Origin of the sequence: Sphingobacterium shayense (genome assembly GCF_013179575.1) — a bacterium.
Taxonomy (GTDB): domain Bacteria; phylum Bacteroidota; class Bacteroidia; order Sphingobacteriales; family Sphingobacteriaceae; genus Sphingobacterium; species Sphingobacterium shayense.
Window position 1 is genome coordinate 1 of record NZ_JABMCQ010000016.1, and the last position, 18801, is coordinate 18801.

Sequence of the window (18801 nt, forward strand, 5' to 3'; positions counted from 1 at the left end):
CGCCGAAAAGTAAGAAATAAGATAGAATTACTAAGGATATAGTGAAATGTGATCATTAATATTGAAAAGCTATCTAAGCAATGTTTTAACATTGCTTTTTTATTTTATATGCACCGGTCAGTTGATAGTAGGGAAAAGGAATTTTTGGCGCGAGGTATTAATTAATTGTTAGTTATTAGTTAAATACTCTGCGTAACGCAGAACTTCCTTAATAAGATATGGAGTGATTTATTTTTGTTTAAATATATTTTTTAAATGTTTTTAGATTGAAGTATATGTATTTTAAAATGTTGTTATATATTTTTTGTAATGTTTATTTACGTTAAAAATTGTTAATTAATTAAAAATATATACTTAACAATGTGTTAATAAGTGGTCACTACTTTTGGAGCAAATAATCAACCATTAAAGTGATGAAAATTAAAATGTCCATTCTAAGTGCAATGCTTCTTAGCATTGCATCATTACAAGCCCAAACTGATGATGGTATCATGCGTATGGGTGAATTTGCTTATCCTGTAAAAAGACAGCACGTTAATATTCCCGATGTTAATGGCTTTCGGGTTCTGAAGTGTGATTTTCACATGCATACCGTATTTACAGATGGTCATGTATGGCCAAATGTCCGCGTACAAGAAGCATGGAGAGAAGGAGTGGATGTTATTTCTTATACGGAACACATGGAATATAATCCACATAGTGCAGACGTAAAAGTGGATCATAACCGTTCACATGATTTAGCTATCGATCTAGCAAAAGAGAATAATATTGGACTAATCAAAGGGACGGAAATAACTCGTAAGACGCCTCCGGGACATTTTAATGCTCTTTTTATTGAGGACGCAAATAAGCTGGTTTCTGACAACGATTCAAAACTAGATCAACAGGCGATCGACAGGGCATTTGAACAAAATGCATTCATCTTTTGGAATCATCCAGGATGGCAAGTGAATAAGATTCCTGGATCCTACGAGTGGATTGATTTCGTAGAGAAGATGTATCAGGAAAAAAAACTTCACGGAATTGAGGTAGTGAATGGATTAGGATTTCATAAAAAAGCACTTGATTGGGCGTTGGATAGAAACCTAACAATCATTGGTAATACGGATATACATAATCTTATCGCGCATGATTATAATATTGGTCAGGAAGGTGTTCATAGAACAATGACTCTTGTAATGGCTAAAGATAAAAGTGCGGCATCTATCCGTGAAGCGCTAGACGCGGGTCGTACGGTTGCATGGTCAAGTAAGTATTTATTCGGTAAAGAAGAAAATGTGCGTGATTTGGCGAATGCTTGTATTGAAGTGACGTCAGCTTATCATGAAAAGACGAAAGCGAACACGAACGAAACCACCAAATATTACGAGATCAAAAATAATAGTGATCTATATTTTGAGTTAGTCTTAAAAGAAGGGGATGGTACTAAACGTCTCGTACTGTATCCTGAATCTACCCAAATATTAACAGCACAAGCTGGGCAAACTAAATTAAGTTACGAAATCGTATCCACTTTTATCAGAAGCGATCGACACTTGCAATTTGATATAACCTTACGATAGGGCATACCGGTTTTATGAAACAATACATACCAATATTTCTATTGGCAGGGACCATATTGTCCTTTCCTATGGAATCGAAAGCTTTTAAGTTAAGAAACGAATTAGCTTCGATGAGTAATTATCAGCGGTCTATCAATGGTCAGGTTATTGACGGAAGCGGTAATCCGATCGAAAACGCAACAGTAACAATTCAGGGCACCAATAAAGCCACCTCGACGGATAACAATGGTAAATTTACCTTGGAGTCAGACGCATCTGCAATCACATTAGCAGTTTCTTATGTTGGTTTTACAACTAAGACACAGCAGGTATCAGGGGAGGCTACTAATATAGTTATACAGCTAGATAATAAAAACGATTTGGAGGAAGTCGTCGTTGTCGGCTATGGTACACAGAAAAAAATTAACCTTACAGGAGCAGTGGCTCAGGTAGGATCGGAAGTTTTAGAAAACCGCCCCGCAGCCAACTTAAGCCGGATGTTGCAAGGTGCTTTGCCGAATTTAAACTTGCAAATGGTTGATGGTAGCCCGACTCGTGGGGCAACATTCAATGTGCGTGGTACCACCTCTATTGGTGCGGGCGGGAGTGCGCTAGTTTTAATCGATGGAGTAGAAGGAGACCCTAACATGGTGAATCCGAATGACGTTGAAAGTGTAACCGTATTGAAAGATGCTTCATCAGCAGCGATCTATGGTTCGCGAGCAGCATTTGGGGTGGTTTTGATTACTACAAAATCGCCAAAAGGCGGGAAAGCTACCGTCACATTTAACTCCAATGTGTCGATCAACAACCGTGTTGTGGAGCCTAAACTAATAACGAATGGATATGAATGGGCAAATAATTTCAATACTGCGTTTAATGCTTGGAATGATTATAAATCCACGCCTATATCGGTAAATAATATCTACCCGTTCTCTTTGGAATACCTAGAAAAATTAAAACAGCAAGCGGAAAATCCAACAGGTGAAGATGCGATCTTCAATGAGGCTACCAACCGCTGGGAATATTTTGGAAACACAGATTGGTACAATATGATATATCGTGACGATATGCCGAGCACCGAACAAGCATTAAGTATCTCTGGTGGTGGCGAAAAAGCCTCCTATTATCTGTCTGGTCGTTATTATCATCAAGGAGGGATTTTCAACTATAATCCAGATAAATTTAACAAATATAATATCCGTGGGAAAGGTGACGTCAAGGTAAACGATTGGCTAACATTTGAAAATAATACGGAAATCAGTTCGTATGATTATCATTACCCAATGTTTGCTGACGGTGATGGAAATATCTGGCGTCAATTTGAGCATCAAGGATACCCGATGGCTATCGTGCATAATCCCGATGGCACCTACACTCATTCGGCCGCATATACAGGTGTGGCTTCTTTTATGGAAGGCAATAATGCCTCAGACCTTAATAATACGGTGTTAAGAAACACGGCGGGTGTCATTATTAAGCCGCTGAAAGGTCTTACCTTAAAAGGAGATTTGACCTACTCACGTACTTGGCAGGATGAACAGCGAACAAACAACTATGTCGATTATAGTAATTCCCCCGGAGAGACTTATCGTTTTGGCCGAAGCATGTTAAGAGAGCTAGGGGAGCGGACCAAATATATTGCAGGAAATATTACGGCTAATTATTCAAGGAAATTTGCGGAAAAACACGACATCAATGCACTCGTTGGCTACAATGTCGAATCGCAAACCTTTAAAGCATTAAATGCGCAACGTGACGGTATAATCCTTGCCGACAAGCCTGATTTTAATCTGATGGACGGTTTAAACTATAACATCACGGGTGGGGGAAATGAGTGGGCATATATTGGTTTGTTCTACCGTTTTAATTACGCGTATGACAATAAATATCTTTTAGAACTGAACGGCCGTTATGATGGTTCATCTAAGTTTCCTGAAAACCAGCGATACGGATTCTTTCCTTCTGTTTCTGCTGGCTGGGTAATCTCAAATGAAGCGTTTTTTGAAGACGCGAAACCTCTAGTAAGTAATCTTAAGTTTAGGGCGTCCTATGGTTCCTTGGGGAACGGGAATGTGGCGCCATACCGGTATTTAGAGCAAATGTCTGTTGCGAAGACAGGCGTTGTATTGGGAGGTGTCCAACCGAGTTATACGTCTATTCCTGGGGTAATTCCCGATGGTTTGACTTGGGAGCGTTCAACGACTTTTAACCTAGGTATGGATTTGGGATTCTTTGACAATGCGTTGAATTTTACATTTGACTGGTATAACCGTAATACCTTTGATATGTTTACAATTGGTCAACCATTACCAAATGTATTTGGTGCCGCGGTACCCTATGGAAATTTCGCAGATATGTCGACCAAGGGATGGGAGCTAACGGTTAATTATAACAACCAGTTTGAACTTGCGGGTAAACCTTTTAATTGGGGAATCAACGGGTCACTTTGGGATAGCAGGTCACACCTAACACGTTTCAATAATCCTGAAAATTTGTTGAACACCTATTACGTAGGACAGGAAGTTGGAGAGATATGGGGGTATGAAACCTTGGGTTTTTTTAGCTCGGAAGAAGATGTTGCAAACCATGCCGACCAAAGTTTTATCCGAAATTCCAATAACAATGTTTGGTTGCCAGGGGATCTGAAGTTCGCCGACCTAAACGGCGATGATGTGATCAATGAAGGCGATAATACGCTTGATAATTCTGGAGATCGTCGGGTTATCGGTAACAATTCACCACGTTATCAATTTGGTTTCACTTTATCTGGACGGTGGAATGGAATAGGGTTATCTGCCTTTTTTCAGGGTATTGGCAAGAGGGATTACTATTTCTCTCCGGAAGCAGGATTATTCTGGGGGCCATACAACAGGCCTTATGGATATCAACCTACAAAAATGATGGAAGATATATGGACAGAAGAAAACCCTGATGCGTATTTTCCACGCTATCGCGGTTATACAGCGCTTGGGAAAGACCGGTCGTTAGGGGCTCCTCAAACGAGGTATTTACAAGATGTTTCTTACTTACGTTTAAAAACGTTGACATTGGATTACACATTGCCTCAACGTTGGGTACAGGGAGCTAAACTGAGTAGTGTACAATTGTTCTTAAGTGCTCAGAATCTATTTACATTCTCTGGTTTGTTTAAGCATACAGATAATTTCGATCCCGAAGTTATTGAAAAACCTATCGGAGAATTAACTAACGGATCGGGGGAAGGGTACGCGTATCCGCAACTTAAGACCACGACATTCGGTGTTAATGTTACTTTCTAAACTTATTCCAATGAACATAAAATTTAAAATCGGCATACTAGGATTCGTAGCTTTTGCTTTTTCATCGTGTAGCAAAGACTTTCTTGACAGAGAACCTTTCGATAAGTTAGTACCTTCTACATACTTTAATACAGAAGCTGATCTTCAGCTATATACTAATTCATTTTATCAGCAGTTTATACCAGCGGGACTTGATATCGTACAAGCCGATGAAATGGGAGAATATACGTCCAAGAATAATTCGCCTACGTTCATCGCAGGAAATTTTTCACCTGTTGATCAAAGTGCGTGGAGTTGGACAAAATTGCGTAACGTGAATTACTTTTTAAGTAAATACAATAACCCAGCTATCCCTGAGGAGGCAAGGAATCATTACGCCGGAATAGCACGGTTCTACAGAGCAATGTTTTATTTTGATATGGTAAAGGATTACGGTGACGTACCTTGGTACTCTCAAACACTCTCGACCGAAGATAATGAGCAGTTGTACAAACCAAGGGATCCAAGAGCAGTCGTTATGGACTCTGTACTAGCGGATTTAAATTTTGCTGTTGCTAATATTAGAGATATTAAGGATAACACCTCCTCGACAGTTACAAAGTGGGTTGCGCTGGGGTTAAAATCGAGAATTTGTCTGTTTGAGGGTACCTATCGTAAATATCACGATGAATTGAATCTTCAGAATACGGCCGATAAATGGCTGACCGAAGCATTCAATGCATCGAAGGAGGTGATTGACTCAAAACAGTATAATCTCTATAGTACAGGTGCTCCTGAACTAGACTATAGAACACTGTTTATTAGTGAAAATCCTGTTTCTACGGAAGTGATGTGGTCTAATGTGCATAACAATTCATTGAAGCGTTGGCATAATATTACATGGAAGTTTAATTCTGCCACTTACGGCGCGAGATGGGGATTGAATAAGCAATTTATCAACACCTATCTAAAAATTGATGGGAGCAGATTTACCGATAAACCAGGGTTTGATGAGATTGCGTTTGTTGAAGAGATGAAAGGTCGTGATCCCCGCTTGGCACAAACTGTTCGAAGCCTGGGTTATACACGTTCCGATGGTTCGGCGGCCCCGCCGAACTTTGGTTATACCTTCACAGGCTATCATATATTGAAATTTAGCTTGGATGATAAACGTTTAGATGGCGTTGGAGAAGGTTACAACTCCATCACCATGATGCGTTACGCCGAAATTTTGCTAAATTATGCAGAAGCCGGTGCAGAATTAGGGAAATTAGTTACAGACGAATCGATTTGGAACGAAACTATTGGCGCGCTTAGGACTCGTGCTGGCGTAGATCCAAAGATGCCTGCCGTAGCGGACGGCTATTTACAACAAATATACTTTCCAGAAATTTCAGATAAATATTTGTTAGAAGTGCGCCGCGAGCGCGGAATCGAATTAGTATATGAAGGATTACGGTATGACGACCTTATGCGTTGGAAAAAAGGAAGGCTTTTAGAGATGCCATGGAAAGGTATTTATGTGCCAGCCATGGATCAAGAAATGGATTTAGACGGCAATGGCTCGCCAGATGTATCGTTTGTCAGTAAAACACCGGCGAGTCCTAAAGCCGGCGTATCCTATGTCGTTATTGATGGAACCGCTTCAAAATTATCTCAGGGAACAAAAGGACATATTATCTGGAGAGATGATGAGGATCGTCAATTCGACGACAAAAAATACCTTCGGCCGATATCCAATACAGATTTGGTAATCAATCCTAACCTTGGTCAAAATCCGGGTTGGTAATAATAGATTTAAGTAGTCTTAGTTTTTATCGTTGGAGTCCTTGTGATATAAATCGCCGGGACTCCTCATTTTTAGGCTATTCGAGCTAAAACAAAATGGGGCATTCGCCCCATTTCTTTATTGTTTTTTTAATCATCGGTCTTGTCGGTGTGTGTGATGCGCCAAAGAACAGAGCCTATCACGGCTCCCATAATTGGAGCAACGAAAAATAACCATACTTGCGAGAGAGCCTGTCCGCCAGCAAAGATTGCAGGCCCCAGACTTCTTGCTGGATTAACCGAAGTTCCAGTCACGGGTATAGCCACTAGGTGAATTAATACAAGGGTAAACCCGATGGCCAGACCTGCCATTGTTCCATTTCCGACTTTTGAGGTGGTTGCTAGAATTATAAACAAGAATATCGCTGTCAATATGGTCTCAACGATGAATGCCGCGGTCATGCTATATTCATTCTGGTAGCCTTCGCCCCAGCCGTTTGAACCAAAAGCCCATTCGCCAGCTTCAAAACCGTTAATTTGTCCTGAAAGGATTGTTTTGAGCACGAACGCACCGAGGATTCCCCCGATTATTTGAGCGGCGATGTAAACCAATGCATCCTTTGTCGAAATACGTCCTGCAGCCAGCACGCCAATTGTAACAGCGGGGTTGATATGACATCCTGAAATGCCACCAATCGCATAGGCAAAGACAACGACCGAGAGTCCGAAGGCAAAGGAGATTCCCAGTAATCCTAAGCCGGAAGTTTCAGCTAATGTGTCGGCCCCAGCGATCGCAGCAGCACCACAACCAAAAAGTACTAAACCAAATGTACCGATCAATTCGGCAATAAATTTAGACGAGATTTTCGTTTCCATAATTTAAAATTTAAGTCAAGTTATTACCAAATATACTTTTTTTCGATAAACTAAGAATCATGTAATCAAATTGTTTTATCGTAATTTTATTTTCTAAGCGACTGAAAAGAAAATTTTAGGCTATTCGCCATCCTTCAAAAATTCTAGTAAGTGTTGTAGAAAAATCTCTGGACAGGAATAGTGGATGTTATGGTTGTCACAACTGAATTTGTGGTAGGTGATAAGGTCAGGATGTTCTGATTTTAATTTCTCATTTTCTTTGTCCGTCAGAAATTGATCGGTTTCCCCGGTGGCTTCTATGATTAATAAAGGCACGTTTAGGTTTTTTAAGATGTCTCCTGGATTAAGTTCCACAATAGAACGCGCATACCGAGACGTAGATTTTGGTGAATGCAGGAGCGTCTTGTACGAAGTACCGTTCTCCATATGCATATACTTATCTAATCCATGGTAAATAATCCACTTGTCGTCTTTGGGCTTAATGATCCCGAAATACTGATAATCACCCTTACCATCGTTTATTTCGCTTAGATGTCTATAGGCCATCAACTTCGTGTCGTATATCGAAAAAAGAGCTTCCTTGACTTCAATAGGGGGTTCAATCCCGTCAAGAAATTCGTGGAACTTTGCCGGTGAAAAGGTGTCAAATAGAGATTTAAATGCAACAGTCCCACCATCTTCCAATACGAGTTTCTGCACCTTGTTTGGATGCCTTTCGTAGAAGGCTGTCGCCATGTAAGCCCCACGAGAAAATCCCCCAATAACAGCTGATTGAATATGCAGGTGATTCATTAAGCTATTTAAATCGTCTGAAAAATCGTTAAAACTGAGGTCTGTAGTAGGAATTTGAGTAAGTCCATGTCCGTAGTGATCGATGGAAACCACATAATATCCTGCGTCGACTAGTGCGCTAGCGAATGGTTCAAAGTCATAAGCCGATAAAAAGCTTCCCGGAAGCCATATGAAAGTTTTCTCCCCGGGCTGACCCCAGTGTAGATAGTTCAATTCTACGTGTTTAGTTTTGAATTTTCCTCGATGAATTTCTTCATATGATTGAAAGTACGCTTGGTCTTTTTGAAATTGTACGGCAATTGGATCGACCTCATGTTGTGCAATAGCTGTAGTAATTCCGACAAGAAGATAAAAACCGACAAAGGAGATCCAATTTGTGTAGCTCATATTTAATAGTGCAATATGTTTATCAAAACCTCGAGCAATCAAAACAAAAAACATTTCTCGGTTTGCCGTTGTAAATATAAAGATTGTTCAGAAAGAAAAAATATATAATCCTCTCGTGATGTTTTCGAGTTATCAACTCGAAAAACATCATGAGAGGATAGCAGGGATTTACTATCCTAAGGTAGCAACGCAATCTAAATTTATAATCTACGTCTAACGTCTTTGAACACTTTTTTATAGTGAATGGGAGGTTGACGTGTACGCTGAGGAAGAGAGTTCTACAGAGGTGGTGGAGTGCTGATGGAGCTGAGATAAGGCTTGAATTTTAAGCATAAACTTTAAAGTCTGAAGTCCAGCTAATTAGTTTTGTTGTAGGTCGGTTCGTTTATGTAAATAAGTTACCTTTGGTGGGAGAATTATTTGAAAGAATAAATTGACGATGGTTTGATTATTTCCTGGAGGAAAAGTAAAACCTTGAAAATCGATAACTTGATTGAAACGAAATGAAAGAAACAGATTTAAACCACATAATCGAACGGTCAATAAACATAAGAAAAGCCTACCACAAGTTGGAAAGGCAACACCACGGAAGTGAATGGTCAGTGGAAGAAGATGCCTTGGCATTTTTGACTGATGCGGGGCTTGTTGGGCGGCAAATAATGTCCCAACAGGGGCGCTGGCCATCCAAAAATACAGAGGTGGAACTTGAGCATAAATTAGGAGAATGTCTTTGGTGGATTGCCGTTTTGGCTGCCCGACTGGATTTAGATCTCGAAGATTCTGTTGAAAAATTTTTAACAAAAACAGAAAAACTACTCGAGAAATAGAATCAATCGTTAAATATGGTTCGACGGGCTTAACATGTTATGGTTTTTACCTGGGAGAAATTATTTAAATAACACCGGCTTTTGTTATGAAGAAAGATTAAGTGGAATGTATGTGGTCTAATTAGTTGATTAAAAGCGCTTTAATTATTTTCTTTTATTTTGTCTTTCGCTGAGAGGGGCCCTGGGTAAAAATAATTTTATAGAATATGTCCAATTTCTCTGATTTCATACATTATGATAGTATAAATAACAAAACACATTTAAATTATACTAAAATGAAACAGAGAATGAATGCCTTTGAAAAAGGCCAGAACGCAATGAAGGCGATGTATGGTATCGGTGCTTATCTTAGCAAAAGTTTAATAGAACCAAAATTATTACATCTTATTTACTATAGGGTATCTCAGATCAATGGCTGCGCATATTGTTTGGATATGCATTCCAAGGATTTACTTGCAGTAGGCGAAACAGCACAACGTCTCCTTGTATTGGACGCTTGGCGAGAAGCCCCTTTATACTGCGATCGTGAATGTGCGGCATTGGAATGGGCAGAGGCCGTAACAAAGATTGACGAAGGCAATGTAGCTGATGAAGTTTATGAGACGGCTCGCAAACAATTTTCTGAAGAGGAATTAATAGACCTGACGTTGGCTATCACCGCCATCAATAGCTATAATCGTATTAATATCGCTTTTCGCACCGTTGCCGGTAGTTACGTTGTTGGGCAGCATAAGATACAGGCCAAGTAAATAAGAATGTTATATAATCTTATTAATTCTTATCTTCAAAAATAAAAACAACTACGATGAAAGATTTCATACTCATATTCCGACAGGCCAATTACGATCATTCTAACACGTCGACCGATGAAACAGACGCGTTAAATAAAAAGTGGAACGATTGGATAGGCGGAATAGCTGCTCAGGGGAAATTTAAAGCCCATGGCGCTCGTCTGGAAACGACTGGTAAAGTACTTAAACCAGGCGGTGTGGTCACTGATGGACCGTTTGTAGAGATTCGAGAAAGACTAGGGGGTTTCATTGTGATTTCAGCAGATAGTTTAGACGAAGCAACCACATTAGCACACGGTTGCCCTGCGCTTGATGCGGAAGGCAGTGTAGAAATAAGACCTATCCTAGCTTGATAAAAAGATCATGAGCAGCATGGTTCATTGCTGCTCATGCTAATTATTATGGAAGATAAATTTTTAAAGCAATTATTTCAGGAAGAATTCAGGAAGATGGTTGCTGTCATCAGTAAGCGTTTTGGGCTACAACATATAGAAATAGCTGAAGATATTGCAAGTGAAACCTTTCTGCAGGCTACGGAAACCTGGAAAACCAAAGGAATGCCGGTAAACCCAACCGCTTGGCTTTACGCGGTAGCTCGTCAAAAGACATTAGCATACTTCAGACGGAATAAAATTTTTGAAGACAAAGTAATTCCCGCGCTTAATCAAAACCAAGATCACTTGGAAACCCCTGATGATATAAATTTTTCAAAACAAAATATTAAGGATAGCCAGCTTCAAATGCTCTTCGCTATTTGCACACCTGCGATTGCCAGCGAAGCGCAAATTGGACTTGCTTTACGCATACTTTGCGGATTCGGCATCGATGAAATTGCAGAAGCTTTCCTATCAAACAAAGAGACTATCAACAAGAGACTTTTCAGGGCAAAGGAAAAATTGCGAACAGAAGGCATTCAACTGGCCTTACCTGCAGAAAATGAAATCAGTAAGCGTGTGGACAACGTCTTGCAGATTATTTACCTGCTTTTTAATGAAGGATATTATTCCAGGACTCAGAATCAAATTCTGCAGAAAGACCTTTGCATAGAGGCTCTGCGACTTGGTGTCTTGTTAACAGAGTATGAAACAACCAACCTTCCTAAAACCAATGCCCTAATTGCCTTGATGTGTTTTCATTCTTCACGTTTTGAAGCGCGACAAAGTAATGGCGATGAAGTGATTTTGTATGAAGAGCAAAATGAAAGCAAATGGGATAGGGCATTGATTAGCCAAGGTATTTATTTTCTGAATCTCTCTGCTACTGGTGAGGAGTTAAGTTCGTACCACTTGGAAGCCAAAATTGCTTATTGCCATTGTACAAAGCAAGATACAATGGAAAAATGGGAGGAGATTTTGCAGCTTTATAATCATCTTCTCACAATTAATTACTCTCCAAGTGCAGCCCTTAACAGGACTTTTGCTTTATATAAAGCGAACGGTGCGCTGGTTGCGTTGTGCGAGGCAGAAAAATTAAAACTTGGTACCAACCATTTTTATTTTGTCCTGCTGGGAGAACTTTATAAAAATATAGATAAAACCAAAGCAATTACCGCTTTTAAGAGAGGGAAATCATTAGCAAAAACCATAGCGGAACAGCAGCTTATCCAAAAGAAAATAAATCAGCTTGGAGGGTGATACTAGATTCGACGATGCCGATCACAAACATGGGTGTAAAAAAATATTTAGATGGTTTGTTTTTTCCAAAAAAATTTTCCTCATACCAAGTACACCATCGTTTTTAATTTTCTTGCTCAACAAATAACTTACCAAAGAAAATTTCTATAACTTTATAGTTAATCGAACTCTTCGCCTGCAGAAAACCATGATTCGGTAGAGATTTATTAGGCAATATAAACGAATAATTATGAAGCGGATAGATTTAATATTGTTGTTGTTATGTAGCATATCGACCTCCATATATGGACAAAAAATAAGTGATTCACTTCTAACTTTAGGGGATCAAGCACCTCCTCTAAGGGTAAAAGAATGGATAAAAGGGACTCCTATCAAACATTTTGAAAAAAATCATATCTACATCATTGAGTTTTGGGCCACCTGGTGCGCGCCATGTCGAGCTGAGATGCCTCATCTGTCCAGTATTCAAAAGAAATTTAAAGATAAAATCACGGTCATTGGTGTCGATATATATGAAGAAGAAAACACGTCGCTTGAAAAAATTAGAAGCTTTGTAGATAGTATGGGCGATAAAATGGATTATCATGTGGCGATAGATGACAGCACCCACATGGTGGAGGATTGGATTGTAGCCTCTGGCGAGAAAAATGGCGGAATACCGGAATCGTATGTTGTGGATAACAAGGGAAGATTAGCGTGGTACGGGGATCCTTGGGCGCTTGACACAGTTTTACAGAAAATAATAGATGATAACTGGGATGTAGAGCAAGAATTAGCATATAGAAAGGTTCGAAAACATTTCGAACAATTAACGACACAAGCTAGTGACACTATTCGTGAATTCAGAGTAAATAATGAAATTCTATACTATCCTGTCGAAATAGCGGATTCAACTCTTAAAATAATAAAACGTTTAGTAAGCAGCGAACCACTTCTTAAAAATTCAGCGCCTATTCAATTTTATACGTTAGAGTCTTTACTTGTATTAAATCAAGAAAAGGCCTATCTGTACGGTCAGGAAATTTTATCAAATAAAACAGAAGAACCCGGTTATTTAGATATTATTGGTGCTCTAGAGTGGTATGAAAAAAAAGGATACATTATCCCAAAACTCTATCGGCTTGGTGCAGAGGCCTATCAGGTAAAAGTTAACGATTATATATATCCGGATATTATCGATCTCCCTTATCTCTATAGTAATATGGCGAAGTGGTATTGGGAAGCAAACGATAAGGCTCGAGCTATCGAATCACAAAGACAGTCGATCGACATTCTAAAAAGTAAAAAATCATATAAATCGTCTGAATTGAAAAAATACGAATTGCTACTTCAAAAATATAACGAAACAACCTTAGGAGTGGTAAAGTAGTTCCTTTTGTACTTTGAACCAGTCACGGATGTCGACTGTAGTACGTTTGGTTTCGGTTTTTAATTGAACGCGGTCATAAGAATACGCTACTTAAAAAAGTCCACTGGATTACGTTGCTATACTTTTGTTATGTTTTAGATTCTTTAAGTTAGAATTAATTTACATTTGATGTTTCAGAATAATTCTACTTATTGCTATCTTCGGAAAACGTTATTAACCGATGAAATTAACCTGTATTTTTCTATTTGGTCTCCTGGTATGGATCCAGGGATTTGCTGCGATACCTGAGATATCGAAGGCGAATATTCCTGATTGGGTTCGTCAAACTTCTAAACAACCCAAGACTCCTAACTTGGAAGATATCAGTGATGGTTATTATTTTGAACGGATCGAGTATCAAGTCAACCTTGCTGATCAAACCCGGTTTTACCGAGATGTGAAGGTGTTGACTGAAAATGCGGGAGCAGAAAATGCAGGACAGGTTAATATTACGTTTGATCCGCAGTATCAGGCCTTGATTATGCACGAACTGTTTGTTATACGCGACGGTAAACGAATGGATCGTTTAGATTTAGGAAAGTTCGAGCTGATGGCGTCGGAAACCGAATTGTCACGGTCTATTTATAACGGAACTTATGCCGCCTATATGCTGTTAGCCGACTTAAGAAAGGATGATAAAATTGTCATATCCTATTCGCTACGTGGCTTTAATCCTGTATTTGGCAATCGATTCGCAGACACTTATTTTCTTCAGGGCTATGAGCCTTTCGGCCTATTACACGTGAACTATGTGGTACCAAAATCACGAAAGTTGACATTTAAATCATTTAAGGGGGCGGATTCAGGAAACCAACAAGATTTGGGGTCGGCTACCGCTTATTATTGGGATATTTCGGGAACTGATAAAGTCGAGTATGAGACAAATTTGCCGGCATGGTACGCGACAAGACAGCGAATCGAGTGTTCGGAATTCCCGAAATGGTCGGACGTAGCGAAGTGGGCTGCTGATGTGAATCCTATTCCGGAATTATCTGCCGGAGGGCATTTGAAACTATTTTGTGAACAACTATGGCAAAATAGCAATGGCGATTCGATCGCATACGTCTCGAAAGTGGCTGATTTTGTGCAGAATGATATTCGTTATATGGGCGTCGAAGTTGGTGAATATTCTCACCGAGCGAATAACCCCGAAAAAGTGTTTGTACAGCGTTACGGCGATTGTAAAGATAAGTCTGTCTTGCTTGCGGCTATGCTTCGCGATAAAGATATAGAGGCGACTTTGATATTAGTAAATTCGTATGAAGAATACGGAGTAGACAACTATCTTCCGTCTCCATTCGCTTTCAATCACATGGTTGTTCATCTGGTTATCGATGGCCGAGGTCAATATATCGATCCAACGATAACGGATCAAGGCGGACAATTTCGTGATCGTTATTTCCCTTTTTACGGGAAAGTGCTATGGGCCAAACCGGGAGGGAGATTACAAGACACTGAGAAGATCTTGTCCGGAAATATGCGCGTGGAAGAAAAGTTTAAATTGCAGCGGGACGGAAGTGCACAACTTGATGTGTTGACCGTTTACACAGGCGCAAATGCAGATAACATCCGAGCTTACTTTAAACAAACCGCAAAAAACAATATTGATAAATCGTATGTAGAGTACTATCAAGCGTTTTATAAACAATTGACTAAGCGATCGGCGCTTACATATAAAGATGATAAAATGAATAATGTTTTCCGCGTGGAAGAACATTATGATATAAAATCCTTGGCAGGACTTGATCCCGCCACAAACAGAACTAATGTCTCTGTGTACGCGACAAATCTGAGTAGGTACCTACCTTCGATTGCAGATGGACGCGTTGTACCAATAGCATTACCGTACCCCTTGTCGCTAGAACACGATATTTACATTATTAATCCGGACGGTATTGCTGTTTCTCCCTTACGAGAAAACAAGTTTACCGATCGTGAAAGTTATTATTATGGGAAAAGTATTTCTTCGATCAACGACACCTTGAAGATTGCATTCCGTCTTGGTTTTCACGACACGCACGTTAAAGCGGAATCTGTATCCGATTATCATTCAGATTTTTCTGACAAGGAGGCGTTCTTTTCGAGCGTGGTTTTTTTAGATGATGATGGTTTGATTACAGGATCCAAGACGGCCAATGAAATAAATATCTGGGCAGTATGTAGCTTTGTTAGTATGCTGGCCCTGTATACTGTATTTGTATGGAAATGGTACCACAGACGACGACCATCTACGCTTGTGCGCGTTTATGAGGAGGGGCGATACGATAGGATTGGGGGGTGGCTGATATTCTTGTTGATTGCTTTATTAATGACTGCGCTCCGAGTTTTCTATCAAGGCATGGTTCAGCTGTTTTTTACCCAACAAATGTGGAATACGCTTGATTATAATTTTGGCGTTCATCCCATGCTGTATGGTCTAGTTTTCATCCTGATGTTTGTTGGAAATACGACTATTTTTTTTCTATCGCTCTATTGCGCCTATTTGTTGGTCAAGCGCCGCGATATTTTTCCGCAAACATTATTCTTCCTATTGATATTTCAACTAACACTCGTGCTTTTCGATGAGTTTTTTTCGCGTAGCATCTTCAAAGAGGAGGTTACTAATTTAGAGGGTTTTTCGGAGCTAATTCGTGGAATTTCCTTTGCGGTAATTTGGTCATTGTATTTGTTCAATTCTACACGGGTCAAGGGAACATTTGTGATACCAAGTAAAACGACACTTATGGAAATAGCAACAACTCCTGCACTTTCTTCGCTTCCTACTATACCGGTTTCCGAAATGCCAAATAACGAGCATACGAGGCCCAGTCATCCTAACCAGGAATAGAGCATGTCTTTGAATAGTTAAGTGTCTAAAAGGATCGGTGCCAATTTACTTATGAAAGAATGCTTAGATCTGGCTTTCTTTCGCTTAGGACAGGGCGATAAGTTTCAGTTAAATATCTGCCGGTGATCGAAGTAGGTTGTGCTCTTTATGTTCGCCAATTAGCGTGAAAAAGATAGAACGAGTTTCGTCTCAATGCGCAAATGTAAGTCGTAACCGTTCCTTCAGTCTGTTTAGGGTCATTCGCGTTATTGACTCAAAAACTTTGCGTTAATATCCAAATCGCCAATTAATTTGTCTTGAACGAGGAAATGTAAGTAATTATATTTCTTAACCTATATATTATTTTTTGTATTATTAGCCTGAAATTTTGATTTTTCAAAAAAAGGTTAATTGCTGATGTATAAGGTTCTTTTAATAGGTAGTACAGGAAAGATAGGCAAATACGTATTAAATGCATTGTTAAGGGATCAAGAATTTGATGTTAGGATACTTTTGAGGAAAAATACCAGTAATCAAATTTCTCCAGCCTCCTCTTTTCAAGGTGATATAAATGAACATGAGAGTTTGTATCCTGGAATTGAGTGGTGCGATGTTGTTGTGAACTGTGCTGGTGTGGTGTCTTATAAACCGCAGGATCGTCTAATATTACATCAAACTAATGTTGATGGGACCAAAAATATATTAGAGGCTTGTACGGCTTTTAAAAAATCGCTATTACATACAAGCTCAGCAGTAGTTTATGGTTCCAGCAATGAGCCAGTTCCGCATACAGAATTGTGTAATTATTCTACGGGTTATCTGTCTAGGTATGCCTTGTCTAAATTAACCGCTGATCAATTAATACTACAGTCTCCAATAACATCAATGATCCTTCGTCCAAGTACACTGATATCATCTTACGGATCGACCTTTGCGAAATTATTAGCATTATACCGAAAGGGTGGCCGAGCTGGGTTGAAGGGTGGAGCAAGTTTTGTCGACCCTAATGATATTTCTAAGGTATATGGCCCCGCGATTTTGTATCTACTAAAAAAAGATATTAAAAAGAACATATTTAACCTAGGAGGCAACAATATTCCGATACGAGAAGTTTTCGAACTATTTCTTAAAAATGAACCGCGAAAGACCTGTTATATTTCTAGTAATGTTCTAAATGGACTGAGTTTCATTAACGATAGGTTTCTTTTTCCTGTTTTTAATAGATCTTTTATAACTCGCGAAAACTATTTAACAGGTAGTCTATTCACCTATTTGAATTCTGATAAAGCAAAACAGGAATTGGGTTATTCTATTACACCTTTTTTGGAGGCCGCCAAAAATATACTTAATTATAATGAAAGCAGATAGTTTACTGAATTATTTTAGAATTAATTATATTGGTTAGGTTCAATTAGGTTGAAAATGGTCATTTAATAATCAAACATGTAAGGTAACAACTTTACAGATACAATGTTAGATGAGAAAAGAAAAATTATTAAACCAAACATGGGGTTGAAATTCTAAATCTAGAAAAACAGTAATTAATTACTATGAAAAGAATCTTATTTTTTACAATTGCAAATTTTATTTTCATACCACTCTTCGGGCAGGAACGGGCGGCGAGTTTTACCGAAGATTTTATTAGAATGAATGATGAAAAGGTAACTGTAGAAGTAAATGAAGTTCAAGAGTTAGTCCATGTCCTAATGGCGATTACCGATATCGGATTGCAAGATTCAAATATGATTAATCACAATAGTGAATATTATGATAGTGTTATTAAACATTTTGGTCCTTTTCGAGAACATCCGGCAGTAAGAATAGCTGATTCCCTACTGAACGGGAGTATACTTTATTATATTTTTTTATCGTCAAATGCAAATGGTTTCACGTTCAATGGAAACAAATTAATAAGAACTAATGTCTATACCTTTCCAGCAAAAGGTGTTGGTACGGTAGAAATTAATGAAGATCCAATCCTTAAATATCAAAATCAGTTGGAAGATTTTGCGATGGCAACTGATTTCAGAGGATTTTATGTTCAAAACAAACCATTCTACGACAAAATCAAACGGGATTACGAAAAATATGGGGAGATTGAGAAACAGAAGGAGTGGTTGGAGAGAAAGTTTGATTATAAAATAAATAGCTATAGGGTTTTGACGTCCCCTCTTATCGGAGGCATACACGCCACGACTACCTTCGAGGACAATAATTTTAAAGAGATGCTCCTATATCTTCCAATGATCCGAAATGATAAAGAACTAACCAATGCATTAAATATCGCGATGAATAGCAGGGTGATATTCACTGAGATCGACCATAACTACGTTGGGCCTGTGAGTGATAAATATAGAAACACTATCGACACAGTATTCAATAATAGAGATTTATGGGTAAACTCAGCAAATAGATCAACCGCGCACTATTTAAATCCAGTTAAGGTTTTTGATGAATACATGACTTGGGGACTTTTTATCTTATACGCATCAGACACCTATGTTAACGCTCAAAAAAACTTACAATATATTGTAGATCATATCAACAACAAAATGAGGGCTAAAGGATTTCCTCAATCTGAAGCGTTCAACAAAGAATTATATAGACTTTATAACGAAAATCCGAAGAATAAGATTGAAACGATTTATAAAGATATCTTAGATTGGAGCTCAACCCACCACTAAAGCAACCTCAAAAAAAGTTGAAACTGAT

The 18801-nt window shown here is 38.9% G+C and carries 13 protein-coding genes; 11 read left to right on the forward strand and 2 right to left on the reverse strand.

Annotated elements, in window-relative coordinates:
* Positions 1-413: 413 nt before the first annotated feature.
* Genes HP439_RS03660 through HP439_RS03670 form a run of 3 tightly spaced genes read left to right on the forward strand, consistent with a single transcriptional unit; the run spans position 414 to position 6590 of the window.
* Positions 414-1562, forward strand: coding sequence for an Sb-PDE family phosphodiesterase (locus HP439_RS03660; RefSeq protein ID WP_172388995.1), 1149 nt, complete (start codon positions 414-416; stop codon positions 1560-1562).
* Between the two features lie 14 nt (positions 1563-1576).
* A complete protein-coding gene (locus HP439_RS03665; RefSeq protein WP_172388996.1) occupies positions 1577-4822 on the forward strand; it encodes a SusC/RagA family TonB-linked outer membrane protein in 3246 nt (1081 codons plus the stop codon).
* Positions 4823-4832: 10 nt separating this feature from the next.
* Positions 4833-6590 (forward strand): RagB/SusD family nutrient uptake outer membrane protein, encoded by a 1758-nt coding sequence (locus HP439_RS03670; protein ID WP_172388997.1) that lies wholly within the window; start codon positions 4833-4835, stop codon positions 6588-6590.
* Positions 6591-6718: 128 nt separating this feature from the next.
* On the opposite strand, the gene aqpZ is transcribed toward HP439_RS03670, so the two are convergent.
* Both aqpZ and HP439_RS03680 read right to left on the reverse strand, forming a co-directional pair.
* Positions 6719-7444 carry an aquaporin Z gene (gene aqpZ, locus HP439_RS03675; RefSeq protein ID WP_172388998.1) on the reverse strand — a complete coding sequence of 242 codons (726 nt, stop codon included), beginning with the start codon at positions 7442-7444 and terminating at the stop codon, positions 6719-6721.
* Between the two features lie 120 nt (positions 7445-7564).
* Positions 7565-8623 carry an alpha/beta fold hydrolase gene (locus tag HP439_RS03680; RefSeq protein WP_172388999.1) on the reverse strand — a complete coding sequence of 353 codons (1059 nt, stop codon included), beginning with the start codon at positions 8621-8623 and terminating at the stop codon, positions 7565-7567.
* 503 nt (positions 8624-9126) lie between these two features.
* Between HP439_RS03680 and HP439_RS03685 the strand changes: the two genes are divergently transcribed.
* From HP439_RS03685 to HP439_RS03720, 8 genes are all read left to right on the forward strand, one after another.
* Positions 9127-9450, forward strand: coding sequence for a nucleoside triphosphate pyrophosphohydrolase family protein (locus HP439_RS03685; protein ID WP_172389000.1), 324 nt, complete (start codon positions 9127-9129; stop codon positions 9448-9450).
* Positions 9451-9725: 275 nt separating this feature from the next.
* Positions 9726-10199, forward strand: a complete 474-nt coding sequence (locus HP439_RS03690; RefSeq protein WP_172389001.1) for a carboxymuconolactone decarboxylase family protein — start codon at positions 9726-9728, stop codon at positions 10197-10199.
* 56 nt (positions 10200-10255) lie between these two features.
* Entirely contained in the window at positions 10256-10594 is a 339-nt protein-coding gene (locus HP439_RS03695; protein ID WP_172389002.1) for a YciI family protein, read from the forward strand.
* A gap of 48 nt (positions 10595-10642) precedes the next feature.
* Positions 10643-11875 (forward strand): RNA polymerase sigma factor, encoded by a 1233-nt coding sequence (locus HP439_RS03700; RefSeq protein WP_172389003.1) that lies wholly within the window; start codon positions 10643-10645, stop codon positions 11873-11875.
* A 229-nt stretch (positions 11876-12104) separates the two neighbouring features.
* On the forward strand, positions 12105-13244 hold the full coding sequence (locus HP439_RS03705; RefSeq protein ID WP_172389004.1) for a TlpA family protein disulfide reductase: 1140 nt from the start codon (positions 12105-12107) through the stop codon (positions 13242-13244).
* Positions 13245-13464: 220 nt separating this feature from the next.
* Positions 13465-16110: a DUF3857 domain-containing protein gene (locus tag HP439_RS03710; protein WP_172389005.1), complete on the forward strand. Its 2646-nt coding sequence runs from the start codon at positions 13465-13467 to the stop codon at positions 16108-16110.
* A gap of 396 nt (positions 16111-16506) precedes the next feature.
* Positions 16507-17457, forward strand: coding sequence for an NAD-dependent epimerase/dehydratase family protein (locus HP439_RS03715; RefSeq protein ID WP_172389006.1), 951 nt, complete (start codon positions 16507-16509; stop codon positions 17455-17457).
* 182 nt (positions 17458-17639) lie between these two features.
* Entirely contained in the window at positions 17640-18773 is a 1134-nt protein-coding gene (locus HP439_RS03720; protein ID WP_172389007.1) for a DUF4932 domain-containing protein, read from the forward strand.
* Positions 18774-18801 lie beyond the last annotated feature (28 nt).